Here is a 14,096-nt window from a genome sequence, read left to right on the forward strand (position 1 = left end):
TTTCATGAAAGCATACAAGATTGTACTCGTCATATTACTGGTCGGCATTCTCATCATTGGATGCAGCCAGAAAGCCCCGCTCGGGACAAAGAAGAATCCGATCAAAATGTATTTTGTTCCATCAATGGAAGCAGGAAAGATCGTGACAAGCGGTCAGGAAATTGCAGATTATCTTCATGAAAAAACAGGATACTTTTTCAGAGTCGCAGTCCCCACAAGCTATGCCTCGGTCATCGAAGCCATTGGAACCAAAGAAACCGATATTGCATGGCTTGCCACTTTCGCCTACATCCTCGCCAATGAAAAGTTCGGAGCAGAAGTTGAGCTGACAACCGTGAGAAACGGGCTTGAGAAGTATAAGGGCCAATTCGTCGCTCTTGCAGGAAGTGGGATCGACAGTGTTGAGGATATCCAAGGTAAAGTGATTGCTTATACAGATGCCGCATCGACGTCTGGTTACATCTACCCTTCTGCGCTCCTTGCAAAAAAAGGTATCAAACCGGCTCGTTCACTCTTTGCAGGTGGTCATCCCCAAGCAATTCTTGCAGTATATCAGGGAACTGCTGATGTCGGATGCACATTCTGGTCTCCAACCGATGAAAATGGCACCATTCGAGATGCACGACGAGCTGTTATCGAAACGTATCCAGATATTGTTGATAAAGTAAAGATCATAGGATATACTGAATGGATTCCAAATGATACCGTTACCTTCAGAAAAGAATTTCCTGAAGACATGAAGAATGCAATCGTCGATGCTCTAATAGAATTTGCAAACACAGAAGAAGGACATCAAACTTTGCTGGATATTTTAGATATTGATAACTTTGTCCGAGCCAATAATTCAGATTATGACGTTGTTCGTGAAACCCTCCAGGCATTGGGCACAGACGCATCCCAGTTCATACAATGAAAAATATTATAAAACTCACAGACGTCCATAAGGTTTATAAGGGGGGTACCCATGCACTTAAAGGTATCAATCTCGAAGTGAAAGAAGGTGAATTTCTTATACTCCTTGGTTTGTCCGGTTCGGGCAAATCAACGTTGCTTCGGTGCATGAACAGATTGATCGAACCAACATCTGGTGAAATAGAGATTGACGAAGAGAATGTGATCACTGCAAAAGGAAAACGGCTTCGCAAAATACGTCGCCATATCGGCATGATTTTTCAGCAATTCAATCTCATTAAAAACCTGAGTGCTTTGACAAATGTTCTTTCAGGCAAACTGGGTTATGTTTCTCTCTGGCATGCAATCACCTTTTCGATGCACAAAAATGATGTTGAGATTGCAATGAGTAATCTCAAGAGAGTGGGACTCGAAACATTCGCAAGAAACAAAGCGCGCAATCTAAGCGGTGGTCAGCAGCAGCGTGTTGCCATTGCCCGTGCGCTCATGCAGAATCCCAAAGTGATCTTCGCTGATGAGCCCGTCGCCAGTCTTGACCCGGCAACTGCAGATTCAGTGATGAGATATCTCGGTGAGCTCAATAAGAAAGATAATATCACAATTCTATGCTCTCTTCACTTCCTCAGTCTGGCACGCAAATACGGCACCCGGGTTGTTGCTTTAAAAGATGGTAATATTGTGTTCGATGGAACGCCAATTGAAATAGACGAGAAGAAATTCAAAGATATTTATGGAGAAGATGCTGAGGAGGTTGAAATAAGATGAAGAAACATAGCAGAACAAAAGCATTTATTCAATCGATTGCAACCGATCTTCTTTTCTGGATATACCTTTTCTCATGCCTGTACTATCTCTTTCATAAATGGACCGGATTCACTGCGGATTTATTGTACATCGGTCTCGCAGCAGTCATCGCTACAATCCTTTTCCAGATATTACGAATCTCAATCGGTGTAAAAGTATTTTTTTCCAAAAAGAAAGCAAAGAAAAGCCTTTTCAGGTCCGCTTTAAGCTATTTTATAATCATTGCATTGCTTGTAACATTTATAGTAGGAATAAATATTGTTGGTGTGGATTTTTATAAATTCTTCACAAAATTCCAGAATGCAGGTGGAATTGCATCCGGTATTTTTGATCCAAGTATTACTGGCTATTCACTTTCTGCGACCTCCATTGATAATTTACAAAAAGAGAATGTACCGCAAGATGTACTCAGTTCCCTGGAAGGTGTTGTTAACAGAAAATTTGCCACAAAAAAAGTATTCCTTGATGAACTCAAAAAACGTCTGGACGACTCGCAACTTCGAGAATATAAATCAGAAATATTTAAAAATGCCGATAAGAATAATGAACTATTAAACAAAGCTCTTTCTGCGCTTGCTGAAACGATTTTCCTTGCACTTCTGGCAACGGTTTTTGCCATCCCTTTTGCATTTATTCTCAGTTTCTTTGCAGCGCGAAACCTCATGCCGAAAACCTGGCTGGGAAATACTGTATATATTGTAATACGAACCGTTGCAACGATTTTTAGGTCAATCGAAGCGATCGTATGGGCAATCATATTCAGTGTATGGGTCGGTATTGGTCCTTTTGCCGGTATGCTTGCCCTTATGATACATTCCATTGCTGCACTAACCAAACTCTACTCGGAACAGATCGAGAACATTGATTCCGGTCCTGTCGAAGCAATCAAGGCAACAGGGGCAAGTACACTTCAGACATGGATATATGCAGTTATTCCACAGATCGTTTCCCCATTCCTTGCATTTACCATATATCGTTGGGACATTAATGTACGAATGGCTACGATCGTTGGTTTTGTTGGGGGCGGTGGTATCGGTCTCCTTCTTCTCCAGCAACAGCAACTCCTTCGCTGGCACAACGTCGGCTTATTGATATGGCTCATTGCTTTCGTGGTCTGGGTTATGGATATGGTCAGTGCAAAAGTGCGTGAGAAACTGGTTGGGATGTAGTCCATACAATTCTTCATGAATTTCAAAGCAGTTATATTCGATCTCGACGGTACATTGATCGACTCCATGGGTTTATGGACCCAGGTGGATCGTGAATTCCTTGGAAAAAGAAATATTCCTGTACCGGACGATTTATTTGATGATATTCAGGTTGGAAACAGTTACGTCGAGGTCGCAGAACATTTCAAAAGAAAATTTAATTTACCCGATAGTGCTGAAGATATCATGAACGAATGGACGGATATGGTCGCCTGGCATTACAAGAATGATATTCCCCTCAAAGCTGGCGCTAAAGAATTTCTCACCTTCCTCCACGAGAATGGAATCAAGATAGGTGTAGGCACAAGCAATATTCACCACCTCACGGAAGTTGTACTTTCAGCGAATGATGTGTGGCATTATGTCGATGCAGTTGTTGACGGACAGGAAAATCTCAGGGGAAAGCCGATGCCGGATATCTTCCTTCGGGTTGCAGAAAAGCTTGGTGTCAAGCCGGAAGACTGCCTGGTTATTGAAGATGTGATAGCAGGTGTGATGGCTGCAAAAAATGCAGGGATGAACTCCTTTGCAATCGAGGATGACTATTCAATAAAGGATAAAGATCAGATCAAGGAATATGTGGATTTCTATGCTCGTGATTTTCATGAGATAAAAGATAAACTTACATCTTCAGCCTAAAAGAGGATCACATCATGAAAAAGTACCTTCTCGGCATTTTCTGCTTATTCTTAGTCATCTCCTTTCTTTCCGCTGAGGAAGTCATGATGTTCACTGCAAACCAATATTTTGATTCGAGGATTTACACCCTTTCACCAAGTGGAACAGTTCAAAATTTCTTCCATTATGAAAATTATCATTTCTGTGATATGGCGGTTGTGAATAATGAACTCTACGTTGCAGAAGCATTTGCTCCCCGTGTTCTGAAAGTCGATCTCGAAACAGGTGATCTCGATGTGGTTGTCGATGACTGGAGTTTATTCTACTTCTACGATCTTGCTTTTGATGGCAGCTATTTTTATGTAACAGAATGGGATCTGAACCGCTACGACATTAATGGTGTTAAAGACGGCACCGCGTCTTTCGATGAGGATGTGTTCGGCAGTACGTGGGATGGGCAATATTTCTGGATGCTGAATGATAATGCTCAAATAAAATGCTGGGATATAACCTTCTGGCCAAATCTCACTGAGATCACTGCAAATAATTTCTATCCACCTTCAGATTCCTGCCGCGGCTTATGGTTCGATGGCACCTACTTCTGGTCTGCGGAAAGTCTCGATGGTTCCCTTGGATACATTTACCAATTCGATTATTCCGGTCAAATCATCGAGCAGACCCTTTCACCTGCATGGGTTGGATTCGGTGTTTGTAAACTCGATATGCCCGTTGCGGTTGATGGATCTACTCAGCAAGATGTTCCCACATTCAGTATTTCCCCAAATCCTTTTACAGACACCATCAGTATGACCCTACTTCTCAAGTATAGCGATTACATCGAATACGAATTATATGATATAAAAGGAAGAAAGCTTATGCAATTCTGCCCGGGTTACCTGAGCGCAGGCACGTATAATTTTGATTGGAACTTACATGATATTCCACCTGGAATTTATTTTCTGAAGGTAAAAAATCATACGGATATTAGTCCCATAAAAATACTTCATCTCTCTTCGTAAAAAGCCCTTGCCCAAATAACATTTAGCTTGACGTCTTCAGCCCACTTTTTGTTCTCTACATACACGAGGTTTGTAAATATGGCAAAACAAGACAAAGGATATCCTTCCTTTGAATTCATAGCAGTTGATACTGAAACCACAGGTCTGGATGCGAAAACCGATAATGTGATCGAGATCGGTGCTGTCCATTTTAAAGAGGGGAAACAGGTTGGAGAATTCCAGACCTTCATTCATATCGACAGACCACTTCCCGATGCCATAAAAGTACTCACACACATAACGGATAAAAACCTCGTGAATGCCCCTTCTATTAAGATGGCTTTGGAGGATTTTATTGAGTTTATTGGAGATACTCCGCTTTGTTTTCATAATGCAGGTTTTGATCTTGGTTTTCTGAACGAATCGCTGGGATCATGCAGATTATCACCAATCAAAAATGCTTATTATGATACAGTCGAGATTTCACGTATTTTCCTTCCACATCTTAAATCCCACTCGCTCGATACCGTTGCAGAATACTTCGATATTCTTAATCCGCAAGCACATAGAGCTCAGCACGACGCTCGAGCAACAGGTGAGATATTTCTAAAGCTGACTGATTTTATCATTCAATATATCGATCTCAAGCTGGTAAAACAGATCGAGGAGATCGCTTCTTTTGCCTATCAGCAGAATGGTATGCTGGACTACCTTCAAAAGATACTCGGATACCTTACAAAGATGTATCTTCAAAGGCAGGGGCAAAAGGTTCCTGAAATTCCTTTCTTCACCAGACCAAACTACCTGAATAACCTTCCAAAGAGTGAACCTCCTAGCATACTTTTTAATGAGGATGATATCCTGCAACTCTTTGAAGAGGGCGGTTCACTTGCTGAGAATTTTGGTCAGTATGAATATCGTCAAGGACAGATCGACATGGCTTCCTGGGTTACAGAAGCATACCAGGACGGCAAGATACTGCTTATCGAAGCTGGAACTGGAGTCGGCAAGTCCCTGGCATATCTGGTTCCCTCCATTTATTTTTCTAAATTTGCAAACCAACGCGTCATCATCTCCACTAATACAAAAAATCTCCAAGAACAGCTCTTTTTCAAAGATATTCCCACAATCCAGGAAACAACTGATCTCACATTCTCTGCTGCACTCCTCAAGGGTAGAACAAACTATCTATGCATGCGTAAGTGGTATAATGTTCTTTCAGATATCAACGGCTATCTGACGCAGTATGAGATGAAATTCCTGCTCAACCTGATCGTCTGGGCAGCTATGACAAAAACGGGTGATATCGAAGAGAATCAATCTTTCAAGACATATCTGAGCGGTTTATGGTCAAAAGTTGCTTCTGATGGATCTTCCTGTCATGGACGAATTTGTCCGTACCATGAGCAATGTTTCGTGATGAAGATCCGCAAACAGGCAGAGAATGCTAACCTCGTAATCATCAATCATGCATTGTTGCTTTCAGATGCGGCGAACGAATTTTCCGTTCTTGGCAATTATTCAAATCTCGTGATCGATGAAGCACATAATCTTCCCAATACTGCTGCGGTGCACTTTGGATTCGACATTACTATGCAGGAGCTTCTTAACATTACACGAAAGCTCCTCACAAAGGGTGATTTTCAATATGGGATTATTAATAATCTCAGGATCGCTATCACAAGAAGCACGCTTCCTGAAGAGAAAAAGAAGATATACAAAAGCATTCTCGATGAGTGCGAGGAGCCGATCGATATAATTGAGACACGAGGTAGAGAGCTTTTTCAATACATCACACAGATTGTCCTAACACGCGGGAGTTATAGGAAACTTCGTTTTAAGGATATGGAAGTATTCAAGCCGGTTAAAATTCCTCTTGAAGATATCAGTGCTTCCTTTGGAGAGTTGAATAAAAAACTCAAACGACTTCACTCAGCATTTCTGGATGTCAGCCCTCAAACCTTCCCGAAATATGATGAGAACATGTCTGATGTTGAGGGTGTGATTAATCAGATGGTTGAGTTGATAATCTGTTTTGATCATGTTTTCCATCCTGATTTCGAAAATTATGCATTCTGGTTGGAAACCTCAGACAATGATGTGAAATCCGATATGATACCTCATTCGTCAATCGTATGCGCACCAATCGAGGTGAATGAACCTTTGTTTAAATATTTTTGGGACAGACTCGAAACAACAATACTCACTTCTGCTACACTCGCTATCCGAAGTGAGTTCAAATTTTATAAACATCTCACCGGTCTTGAGGATGTCGATCAAACCCGCCTGATGGAATATATCGCATCTTCGCCGTTTGATTATCCAAACCAGATGAAAGTGCTCATCCCTGATTTCCTTCCTAACCCCAAAGATCCCTTCTTCCCTCCGCAGGCACTCTCTCTCGTGGAGGAAATTCTCAGTGCTCATAAACGGGGCACACTGGTGCTCTTTACATCATACAAAGACCTTGATGCCGCATACTCCGAACTCTCCTCTTCAGCAATGAAGAACGAACTAACCCTTCTTGCACAGGGAAAGAGTGGCTCACGTACGACGATTCTCAATATTTTCAGAAATGAAGAAAATTCAGTTCTACTCGGTACCAAAAGCTTCTGGGAAGGGATTGACGTGCAGGGAAAATCACTTGAAATCCTTGTGCTTTTCCGCCTACCGTTCCTTGTACCAACCGAGCCCCTTGTAGAAGCATACCTCGATAAACTAACTGCAGCCAATAAAAACTCCTTCCTTCATTATACATTGCCCATGTCGCTTTTGCACTTCAAGCAGGGTTTCGGGAGATTGATACGAAACAAGACCGATAAAGGTGTTGTTATCATTTTAGATTCACGGATTTTTTCAAAGAATTACGGCAGATACTTCATAAATGTGATGCCGTTACAACCAAACCGTGTTTCCAATCCCATGGAGATCACGGATCATATTACCAACTGGTTCTCTGAATCTTATACTACATAGGAGAATAATTTGAATTATATCAAAGCTATTATACTTATCATGTTATGTGCATTAAGCATTTCCACACCTCTGTTTTCTCAGGATAAGGTCCCTTTTGAGATTGGGGAAAAACTCATTTATAGCACATCCTTCGGTATCGTTAATGCAGGCACCTTCACAATGACCCTTAAGGACGGCGGTGAGATAATGGGACATCCATGCTACATGATCCAGACGGACTCCCGCACGAATACCGTTTTTGATCTTGTTTATAAAATCAGAGACGAAACAGAGTCATATTGGGATAAAGATCAGCATGTGGTGCGAAAGTTCGTTAAAAGAATATCTGAAGGAAGCTGGAAACAATACCGTATTCATTACTACTTTCCCGAAGATACAACCTACTATTATGTGACCTATAAAAAGGGCGGTCAGACCAAAAAGCAGAGCACCTCTCTACCCGATCCCCAGGATACATATACAATTATTTACTGGGTTCGCCTGCAGGAATTCGTTGTGGGGGATACGCTAAATCTCAATATCAGCCTGGATGGTGATAATCATCCCGTGAAATTACTCGTCGAGAAAAAAGAAACACTAAAAACTATTTTTGGTAATAAAGAATGTTACAAGATAACACCCATCATACCTGAAGAATCACAGAAAAAGTCAACGATTGTGATGGATATCTGGGTTACTGATGATGAATATAAGATCCCCGTTAAGCTCGTTATAGAGATAAAATACGGCAGCTTTACCATGTCCTTAAAAGATGCTGAAAATACAGGCTTGAGTAAAAATAAATAGTTCATGGGAAATTTCAAGGTCTCCGACTTCGATTATAAGCTTCCCGATGGAATGATCGCACAATATCCTTCCACGAAAAGGGAAGAGTCGAGGTTGATGATCGTTAACAGGGATGAACAATCCATTTCAACTGATATTTTTAAAAATATACCCAGATATTTAAGTGATCATGATCTTCTTGTTATGAATGAGACTAAGGTCATACATGCCCGACTAGTCGGCAAAAAACCAACAGGTGGAAAGATAGAGGTGCTGCTTCTTGAAGAAGTCGATGAAAACACCTGGAAGTGCCTTGTCAAACCGGGCAGGCGATTGAAGATCGGCTCAAAGATGATACTTGGTGACATCCTTTACGGTGAGATTATTCAGTGGGGAGATAAAGGAGAGCGTCTTATTCGATTTTCCTATGAAGAGGACTTCTTCAAGATCATCGAGAAAATCGGTAAAGTGCCGCTTCCTCCTTACATAAAAAGAGAAGCAATAGAACTCGATGCAGAACGATATCAGACTGTTTTTGCTGACAAACAGGGTTCTGTGGCTGCTCCTACTGCGGGTTTGCATTTTACACCCACGCTCCTTAAACAGCTCAAATCTAATGGGATCGAATCCGCTAAAGTTAATCTACGTATCGGTCTCGACACGTTCAGGCCTGTTATGGTGGAACATGTAGAAAAGCATGTCATGCATACCGAGTATTGCTCTATTTTAGAAGAAGAGGTAAATAAAATTAACTGCGCTGTTCAAGATGGCAAGAATATTGTTGCGGTTGGTACCACTAGTGTGCGTACGCTTGAAAGTTTTGCACAGAACAGGCATCTCGAGTCCGGAAGCAAACATACAAACATCTTTATTTATCCCGGATACCATTTTCAGATCGTGGATAAACTCATTACGAACTTTCATCTTCCGCGCTCTACTCTCATTATGCTCGTATCTGCGTTTGCAGGATATGACCTGATCATGGAAGCGTATCAAAAAGCCATTTCCGAAAATTTCAGGTTCTACAGCTACGGCGATGCAATGCTGATAATATAATGAAGAAAACCATAGCAACGGTTATCCTTACGGTATTATTATTCTCCACATATTTACTAGATGCACAGGATCATAACTATTACATAAATAAAGAATTCATAGTTGAAGGATTTCAGAACACCTACGATGTTTACACCTCTCCTGTTCGCTGGGATGCACATGATTGGCTCAAAGCAGGCATTTTTACAGGAACAACCATCCTCCTTTTTTCATGTGATGAGAAAGTTCAGGATTTTGTTCAAGATCATAAATCTGATGTATTAACTGCTATCACTGATGCAACAAATCTTCTCGGAGATGGATATGTCATTCTACCAGCTGAAGCATTGCTGTATTGCTATGGTGCAATTGCAAAGGATCAAAAGGCAAGACGAATTTCCCTCGAAATGCTGGAAAGTTTTGCGATTGCGGGTGTTGCGGTCAATGCAATAAAAATTCTTACACACAGGCATCGTCCTTCATCATCAGATTCTCCTCATGAGTGGGATGGTCCTTCATTTTCCACGAGCAATCTTGGGTTTCCCTCCGGGCATGCGTGTGTTGCTTTTAGCTGGGCAACGGTTCTTGCTGAGGAATTCAAAGATAAGCCTGGTGTTGGAATAGTGTCGTATTCGCTTGCTGCATGCACTGCTTTTGCGCGTGTGTATAAAAACAAACATTGGCTGTCGGATGTATTTGTCGGCTCGCTATTGAGTCATTTTATCACAAAGAAAATTATTGCGCTTCATGCGGAAAATGACGGAAGCAAGGTATCTTTCTCGCCCCTACCTTCTGGATTTTCGATTAATTTTACCTTCTAACATTCCGGTGGGGTAAACCCACCTCTAGCGCCATTATGTAGGGTTAGATTCAGGTTCATCATGCACATCATTTATTTTGTGGGATCAACAATCCTGCCAATAAAAAGAATACTTCCTGTCTTATTTTCTCTTATCAAAAACAGAAATGGATGATCTGCAGTAAACTCTATCGGTTTCATCGGAGCGGCGGTTTTCATCATAACAACTGCCGTTGCTGCAGCAGCTTCGGTACCTTCTTCGTTCACATCGACAAATGCCTTGTGTATCACATTGCTAATAAATAGATCACGCTTTCCGTTTATACCTAAAAAGTTTGCTTTAGTGGGAGAAAATGCATCATACATACCCATTTGAGATAAGGTAGGCGCAAGTTCTAACTCACACGTTGTTTTGAACTTTGGGATCGTAACAATGACTTCACACTCGTATGTATGCATGAGCTGGTCGATCCATAACGAAACCGTATCGGCACAAATATTTTTCTCAAACGAAGATAATCCATCAATTTCTTTTGGTAAGAAAATAACCATTGAGAGGTCTTCGCCTTTATAGGGTAATTCTATGACCTCGTATTCGCCATAATCGATATACCGGTAATCCGACTTCTGTGACATCATCGGCACTTGAATAACCTCATCTTCAGAAAGATAAAAATCATCATCTTTTGTTTTTGCCTTATCGAATTGGCTCAGCCAGTTGCCCTTGAAATAGATCGCATTACATAATATCAGAGAGGTCTCCGGTAATGGAATTGGTGGTTTGATCAAGTCCTTGATCTTGTCATGTGTCTTGTCCTCTACCCAATTATTGATCTGATTTCGCACTGATGTGGACTTGGCAAAATCTACAAAATACATGTCGGAATCATAAAATTTCTTATTCACATCAAGAAATGTATCGAGGAAAGGATCACCTTTCTGCAACCACAACGAATTCGCAATATTCAGTTGAACGTCTCCATTCTTCTCGATACTGTTCAGGCTTGATTGAAGTTTTGAATAGTTTGAATGAAAAACGTCCTGTGATAAACTAAAATGCAGCACCTTTGCCATTTGTTTTTCTGTCTCACTTCGTGCACCGGCATACGTCATTGCAAGAGCGGTCGAGATGCTGTAGGGAGAGAAGAAGAGGTTGCCCTGTTTGTTCATTAACTGGTGATAGAGATCAAAGCAGAAGCTGTTATCGCCTTTGTCTACGGATTGTGAATTATTTTGCAACTGAGCATGTGTAGTACATGATACGATAAACAATAATACACATATAAATAAAACTTGAATTTTTGATTTCATATTTTCTCCACGAATTAATTTAAACTAAACATATATTTAAAAAAAATGAAAAAACTCAAATAAAAACTAATTTCCGACTTTTTCTTTGTCAACTTGTTCAGTTTCTCTTTTTAGCTTCATTCCCACACTAATCCTTTCACGCTTTACGCTCCACGCTGTACGCTCTACTTTACAGATTGTCTCCTAAATATTTCTCAGCTTTATACACCATTATGACCTGGAGAAGTTTTAATCCCCTGAAACGCGGTATCGAAGTCAGAAATTCTACCCGTTCAAAGCAACTGATGACTGAACTATGAAGCTTTTTAGACTGGTCAAAGAGAAGGAAGTCTCTCCCTATCAGACTCTCCTCATCTCTCCACAGAGTGAACTGATGAATACGGTTCCCGATATCGAAACACACAAATTCTTTTCCTGAATAGACGATAAGTTCACTTGCAACCTGGTGCCTGTTCGCTGCAGGGATTAATTCGGGAAAATCATTTATGATGAGCTCTGCATCCAGTCCGAGCCGTTTCCATCCATAGAACTGATCAGTAGGATCATACTTGATTGGGATGATCGGCACATGAACCTGCACAAGAACAATAAGCAGTACGATAATGAGCAGAAACCAGTTTATAACCCACGTGATCCTCCAGCCGACTCGCACCTGCCAGTCCTGCAAATACATATAGGTAACGAGTAGCATACCCGGAATGTAGGCAAAGGCAGCCCAGTTTGCTTCAACCTTTTTCTGTATTGAAGATAGCAGGAAAAATCCAAAGAATACGAGCGTAAGAAAAAACAGTAATCTCACTTCTTTTGTATGATATTTCCACTCGACAATTATTTTTATCACGACGATTATTAGGATAGCAAAAAGAAGTGGTCCGAGAATGCCTGCCTGTCCTCCAAGAAAATCACCGAAAGTCTGCCAGTTTGGAAAAGTACCCCCGATTCCATGTTTAAGCTGAAACGAGAAAGAAAGCCAGTTGTTCTGAGCATTCCAGATTATGACAGGTAGAAAAACGACAAAAGAAACAAGCAATGCAATATATGGTTTTATGCTCTTCAACCAGGTGCGTTCAGGTGAAAATATCATATAGAACAAAAGTGCAGGAAAGATCAGAATTGCAACGTACTTTGAAAGGAGGGCACATCCAAAGAAAAATCCTGCTAAGAGCCATCGATACCATGTTCCTCTTCTGCATGCAATGTAGAAATGATAGATACCTCCTGTCAGAAAGAAGATCATAGGAGTATCAGGTGTGGCAATGATCGTACCGGCGAAGAGCAGGAGCGTGAAATTACTCATTACAAGGAACGTAAAAGCAATGACGTCATTGAACATATCTTTTCCAAGATAGTAAGCATATAATGAGGTTCCTGCCCCAAGAAGTATTGGAAGCAGATGTACGACAAATTCAGGATTTGTAAAGAAAACCGAAACAAACCCGAAGAGCCATCCGATCATAGGAGGATGATCAAAATATGAAAGTTGAATATTCTTTCCCCATAAAAAGTAATATGCTTCGTCCGGAATGATGTTCAAACCAATCGTATAGATCAGCTTGAAAATGACCAATACGCCAATAAATATGAACGCCTTTTCGTCGTAACTGAGTTTATGCCTGCTCATCGTCACCTTTCTTGAAGGTCCAGAAAAAATGTATCATATAATTTATGAGCGTGATGATAACAGTTGCTATTAATTTTGATATCAGGGCATTGATATGAAATACTTCAGTAAAGAATATCATAAGGAGAATCTGTGTAACTCCTGTGATGATCATTGATGAATTGTACTTGAGTAAGCGTGCGACAAAGCTTCGTTTGTTTTTAGCAGGATTATCTTTCCAGGTCCAGAAATTGTTGAGAAGAAAATTATTGATGATCGATATCTCGGTTGAGATCACACCAGCAAAGATATAGTGCATTCCAGCAAGTGTTAACAGGTACTGAATACCAAGATTCACCACGGTACCGCTTCCGCCCACGATGCCGAATTTGATGAATCGCATGAGATGATTTTTTAAGAATATCTGGATTTTTGACTGAGTCATAGTTCTTGTTTCTTTAAACCAATAGTATAATTTTCTTGTCCAGAAAACAATATCTTATCATAAATGAACCATGAAAACCGAACTCTTTCCTTATATAAGATTTTACAAGACTGTTACTTCGACGAATACGCTTGCACTCGGTTTTTTACATGAATCAACATGTACGAATAATTTTGTAATATGTGCAAAAGAGCAACATAATGGCAGGGGGCGCCACACCAGAAGCTGGTATTCACCAGTTGGAGGGTTGTACTGCACACTCGGGTTTCCCCAAAAGAGATTTCCTGCATCCATCACGCTCTTTACGGGCATCGTCATCCATAAAGTATTGCATTCTATTTTTCCGGAATTACAGTTCTCTATCAAATGGCCAAATGATATTCATATAAATAATTTAAAAGTAGGCGGGATACTCACTTCTTCAAATGATTCTGGAACCGTTATGGGAATTGGTATTGACTGTAATATGAAAAATATTCCTGAAAGGCTTGAGGGAATAGCAACTTCACTTTTGATAGAATCAGGAAGAAAAATATCTTTAAAAAAACTCTTGAGGGTTTTCTTGAATACATTTGAGAACAATTTTCGGATTTTTGAAGAGGATGGATTTTGTTACTATAGATCA

Annotated in this window: 13 protein-coding genes; 10 read left to right on the forward strand and 3 right to left on the reverse strand. The window is 40.6% G+C overall.

The features are described from left to right. Window positions 1–4: 4 nt before the first annotated feature. The 9 genes from JW794_03330 to JW794_03370 all read left to right on the forward strand — a co-directional run bounded on the left by JW794_03330 (window position 5) and on the right by JW794_03370 (window position 10,137). Window positions 5–913, forward strand: coding sequence for a phosphate/phosphite/phosphonate ABC transporter substrate-binding protein (locus tag JW794_03330; protein MBN2017154.1), 909 nt, complete (start codon window positions 5–7; stop codon window positions 911–913). Next, entirely contained in the window at window positions 910–1,677 is a 768-nt protein-coding gene (gene phnC, locus JW794_03335; protein ID MBN2017155.1) for a phosphonate ABC transporter ATP-binding protein, read from the forward strand. Before JW794_03330 ends, phnC begins: the two co-directional genes overlap by 4 nt. Next, window positions 1,674–2,885, forward strand: a complete 1,212-nt coding sequence (gene phnE / locus JW794_03340; GenBank protein ID MBN2017156.1) for a phosphonate ABC transporter, permease protein PhnE — start codon at window positions 1,674–1,676, stop codon at window positions 2,883–2,885. Before phnC ends, phnE begins: the two co-directional genes overlap by 4 nt. Window positions 2,886–2,900: 15 nt before the next feature. Further along, complete coding sequence (locus JW794_03345; GenBank protein ID MBN2017157.1) at window positions 2,901–3,563, forward strand: HAD family phosphatase; 663 nt, start codon at window positions 2,901–2,903, stop codon at window positions 3,561–3,563. A gap of 14 nt (window positions 3,564–3,577) precedes the next feature. Then, on the forward strand, window positions 3,578–4,561 hold the full coding sequence (locus tag JW794_03350) for a T9SS type A sorting domain-containing protein (GenBank protein MBN2017158.1): 984 nt from the start codon (window positions 3,578–3,580) through the stop codon (window positions 4,559–4,561). Between the two features lie 78 nt (window positions 4,562–4,639). Beyond that, window positions 4,640–7,516 carry a 3'-5' exoribonuclease gene (locus JW794_03355; protein ID MBN2017159.1) on the forward strand — a complete coding sequence of 959 codons (2,877 nt, stop codon included), beginning with the start codon at window positions 4,640–4,642 and terminating at the stop codon, window positions 7,514–7,516. 9 nt (window positions 7,517–7,525) lie between these two features. Next, on the forward strand, window positions 7,526–8,302 hold the full coding sequence (locus tag JW794_03360) for a DUF3108 domain-containing protein (protein ID MBN2017160.1): 777 nt from the start codon (window positions 7,526–7,528) through the stop codon (window positions 8,300–8,302). A gap of 3 nt (window positions 8,303–8,305) precedes the next feature. Next, window positions 8,306–9,337 (forward strand): tRNA preQ1(34) S-adenosylmethionine ribosyltransferase-isomerase QueA, encoded by a 1,032-nt coding sequence (gene queA / locus JW794_03365; protein ID MBN2017161.1) that lies wholly within the window; start codon window positions 8,306–8,308, stop codon window positions 9,335–9,337. After that, window positions 9,337–10,137: a phosphatase PAP2 family protein gene (locus JW794_03370; GenBank protein MBN2017162.1), complete on the forward strand. Its 801-nt coding sequence runs from the start codon at window positions 9,337–9,339 to the stop codon at window positions 10,135–10,137. Before queA ends, JW794_03370 begins: the two co-directional genes overlap by 1 nt. A gap of 71 nt (window positions 10,138–10,208) precedes the next feature. On the opposite strand, the gene JW794_03375 is transcribed toward JW794_03370, so the two are convergent. The 3 genes from JW794_03375 to JW794_03385 form a co-directional block, all read right to left on the reverse strand. Continuing rightward, a complete protein-coding gene (locus tag JW794_03375) occupies window positions 10,209–11,426 on the reverse strand; it encodes a serpin family protein (GenBank protein ID MBN2017163.1) in 1,218 nt (405 codons plus the stop codon). Window positions 11,427–11,595: 169 nt separating this feature from the next. Further along, window positions 11,596–13,047: a glycosyltransferase family 39 protein gene (locus tag JW794_03380; GenBank protein ID MBN2017164.1), complete on the reverse strand. Its 1,452-nt coding sequence runs from the start codon at window positions 13,045–13,047 to the stop codon at window positions 11,596–11,598. Further along, window positions 13,034–13,471, reverse strand: a complete 438-nt coding sequence (locus JW794_03385) for a GtrA family protein (GenBank protein ID MBN2017165.1) — start codon at window positions 13,469–13,471, stop codon at window positions 13,034–13,036. The genes JW794_03380 and JW794_03385 overlap by 14 nt, the downstream gene beginning before the upstream one ends. 70 nt (window positions 13,472–13,541) lie before the next feature. On the opposite strand from JW794_03385, the gene JW794_03390 reads away from it, so the two are divergent. Then, a partial coding sequence (locus tag JW794_03390) for a biotin--[acetyl-CoA-carboxylase] ligase (protein MBN2017166.1) occupies window positions 13,542–14,096 on the forward strand: 555 nt, incomplete at its 3' end.

Source organism: Candidatus Cloacimonadota bacterium, assembly GCA_016932035.1.
Taxonomy (GTDB): Bacteria; Cloacimonadota; Cloacimonadia; order JGIOTU-2; family JGIOTU-2; genus Celaenobacter.

Bases quoted from the DNA above. Each gene is read 5' to 3' on its own strand.
- JW794_03350 (MBN2017158.1), top strand. From the start codon at position 3,578: ATGAAAAAGTACCTTCTCGGCATTTTCTGCTTATTCTTAGTCATCTCC.
- JW794_03330 (MBN2017154.1), top strand. From the start codon at position 5: ATGAAAGCATACAAGATTGTACTCGTCATATTACTGGTCGGCATTCTC.
- JW794_03370 (MBN2017162.1), top strand. From the start codon at position 9,337: ATGAAGAAAACCATAGCAACGGTTATCCTTACGGTATTATTATTCTCC.
- JW794_03385 (MBN2017165.1), bottom strand. From the start codon at position 13,471: ATGACTCAGTCAAAAATCCAGATATTCTTAAAAAATCATCTCATGCGA.
- phnE (MBN2017156.1), top strand. From the start codon at position 1,674: ATGAAGAAACATAGCAGAACAAAAGCATTTATTCAATCGATTGCAACC.
- JW794_03380 (MBN2017164.1), bottom strand. From the start codon at position 13,047: ATGAGCAGGCATAAACTCAGTTACGACGAAAAGGCGTTCATATTTATT.
- JW794_03345 (MBN2017157.1), top strand. From the start codon at position 2,901: ATGAATTTCAAAGCAGTTATATTCGATCTCGACGGTACATTGATCGAC.
- phnC (MBN2017155.1), top strand. From the start codon at position 910: ATGAAAAATATTATAAAACTCACAGACGTCCATAAGGTTTATAAGGGG.
- queA (MBN2017161.1), top strand. From the start codon at position 8,306: ATGGGAAATTTCAAGGTCTCCGACTTCGATTATAAGCTTCCCGATGGA.
- JW794_03375 (MBN2017163.1), bottom strand. From the start codon at position 11,426: ATGAAATCAAAAATTCAAGTTTTATTTATATGTGTATTATTGTTTATC.
- JW794_03355 (MBN2017159.1), top strand. From the start codon at position 4,640: ATGGCAAAACAAGACAAAGGATATCCTTCCTTTGAATTCATAGCAGTT.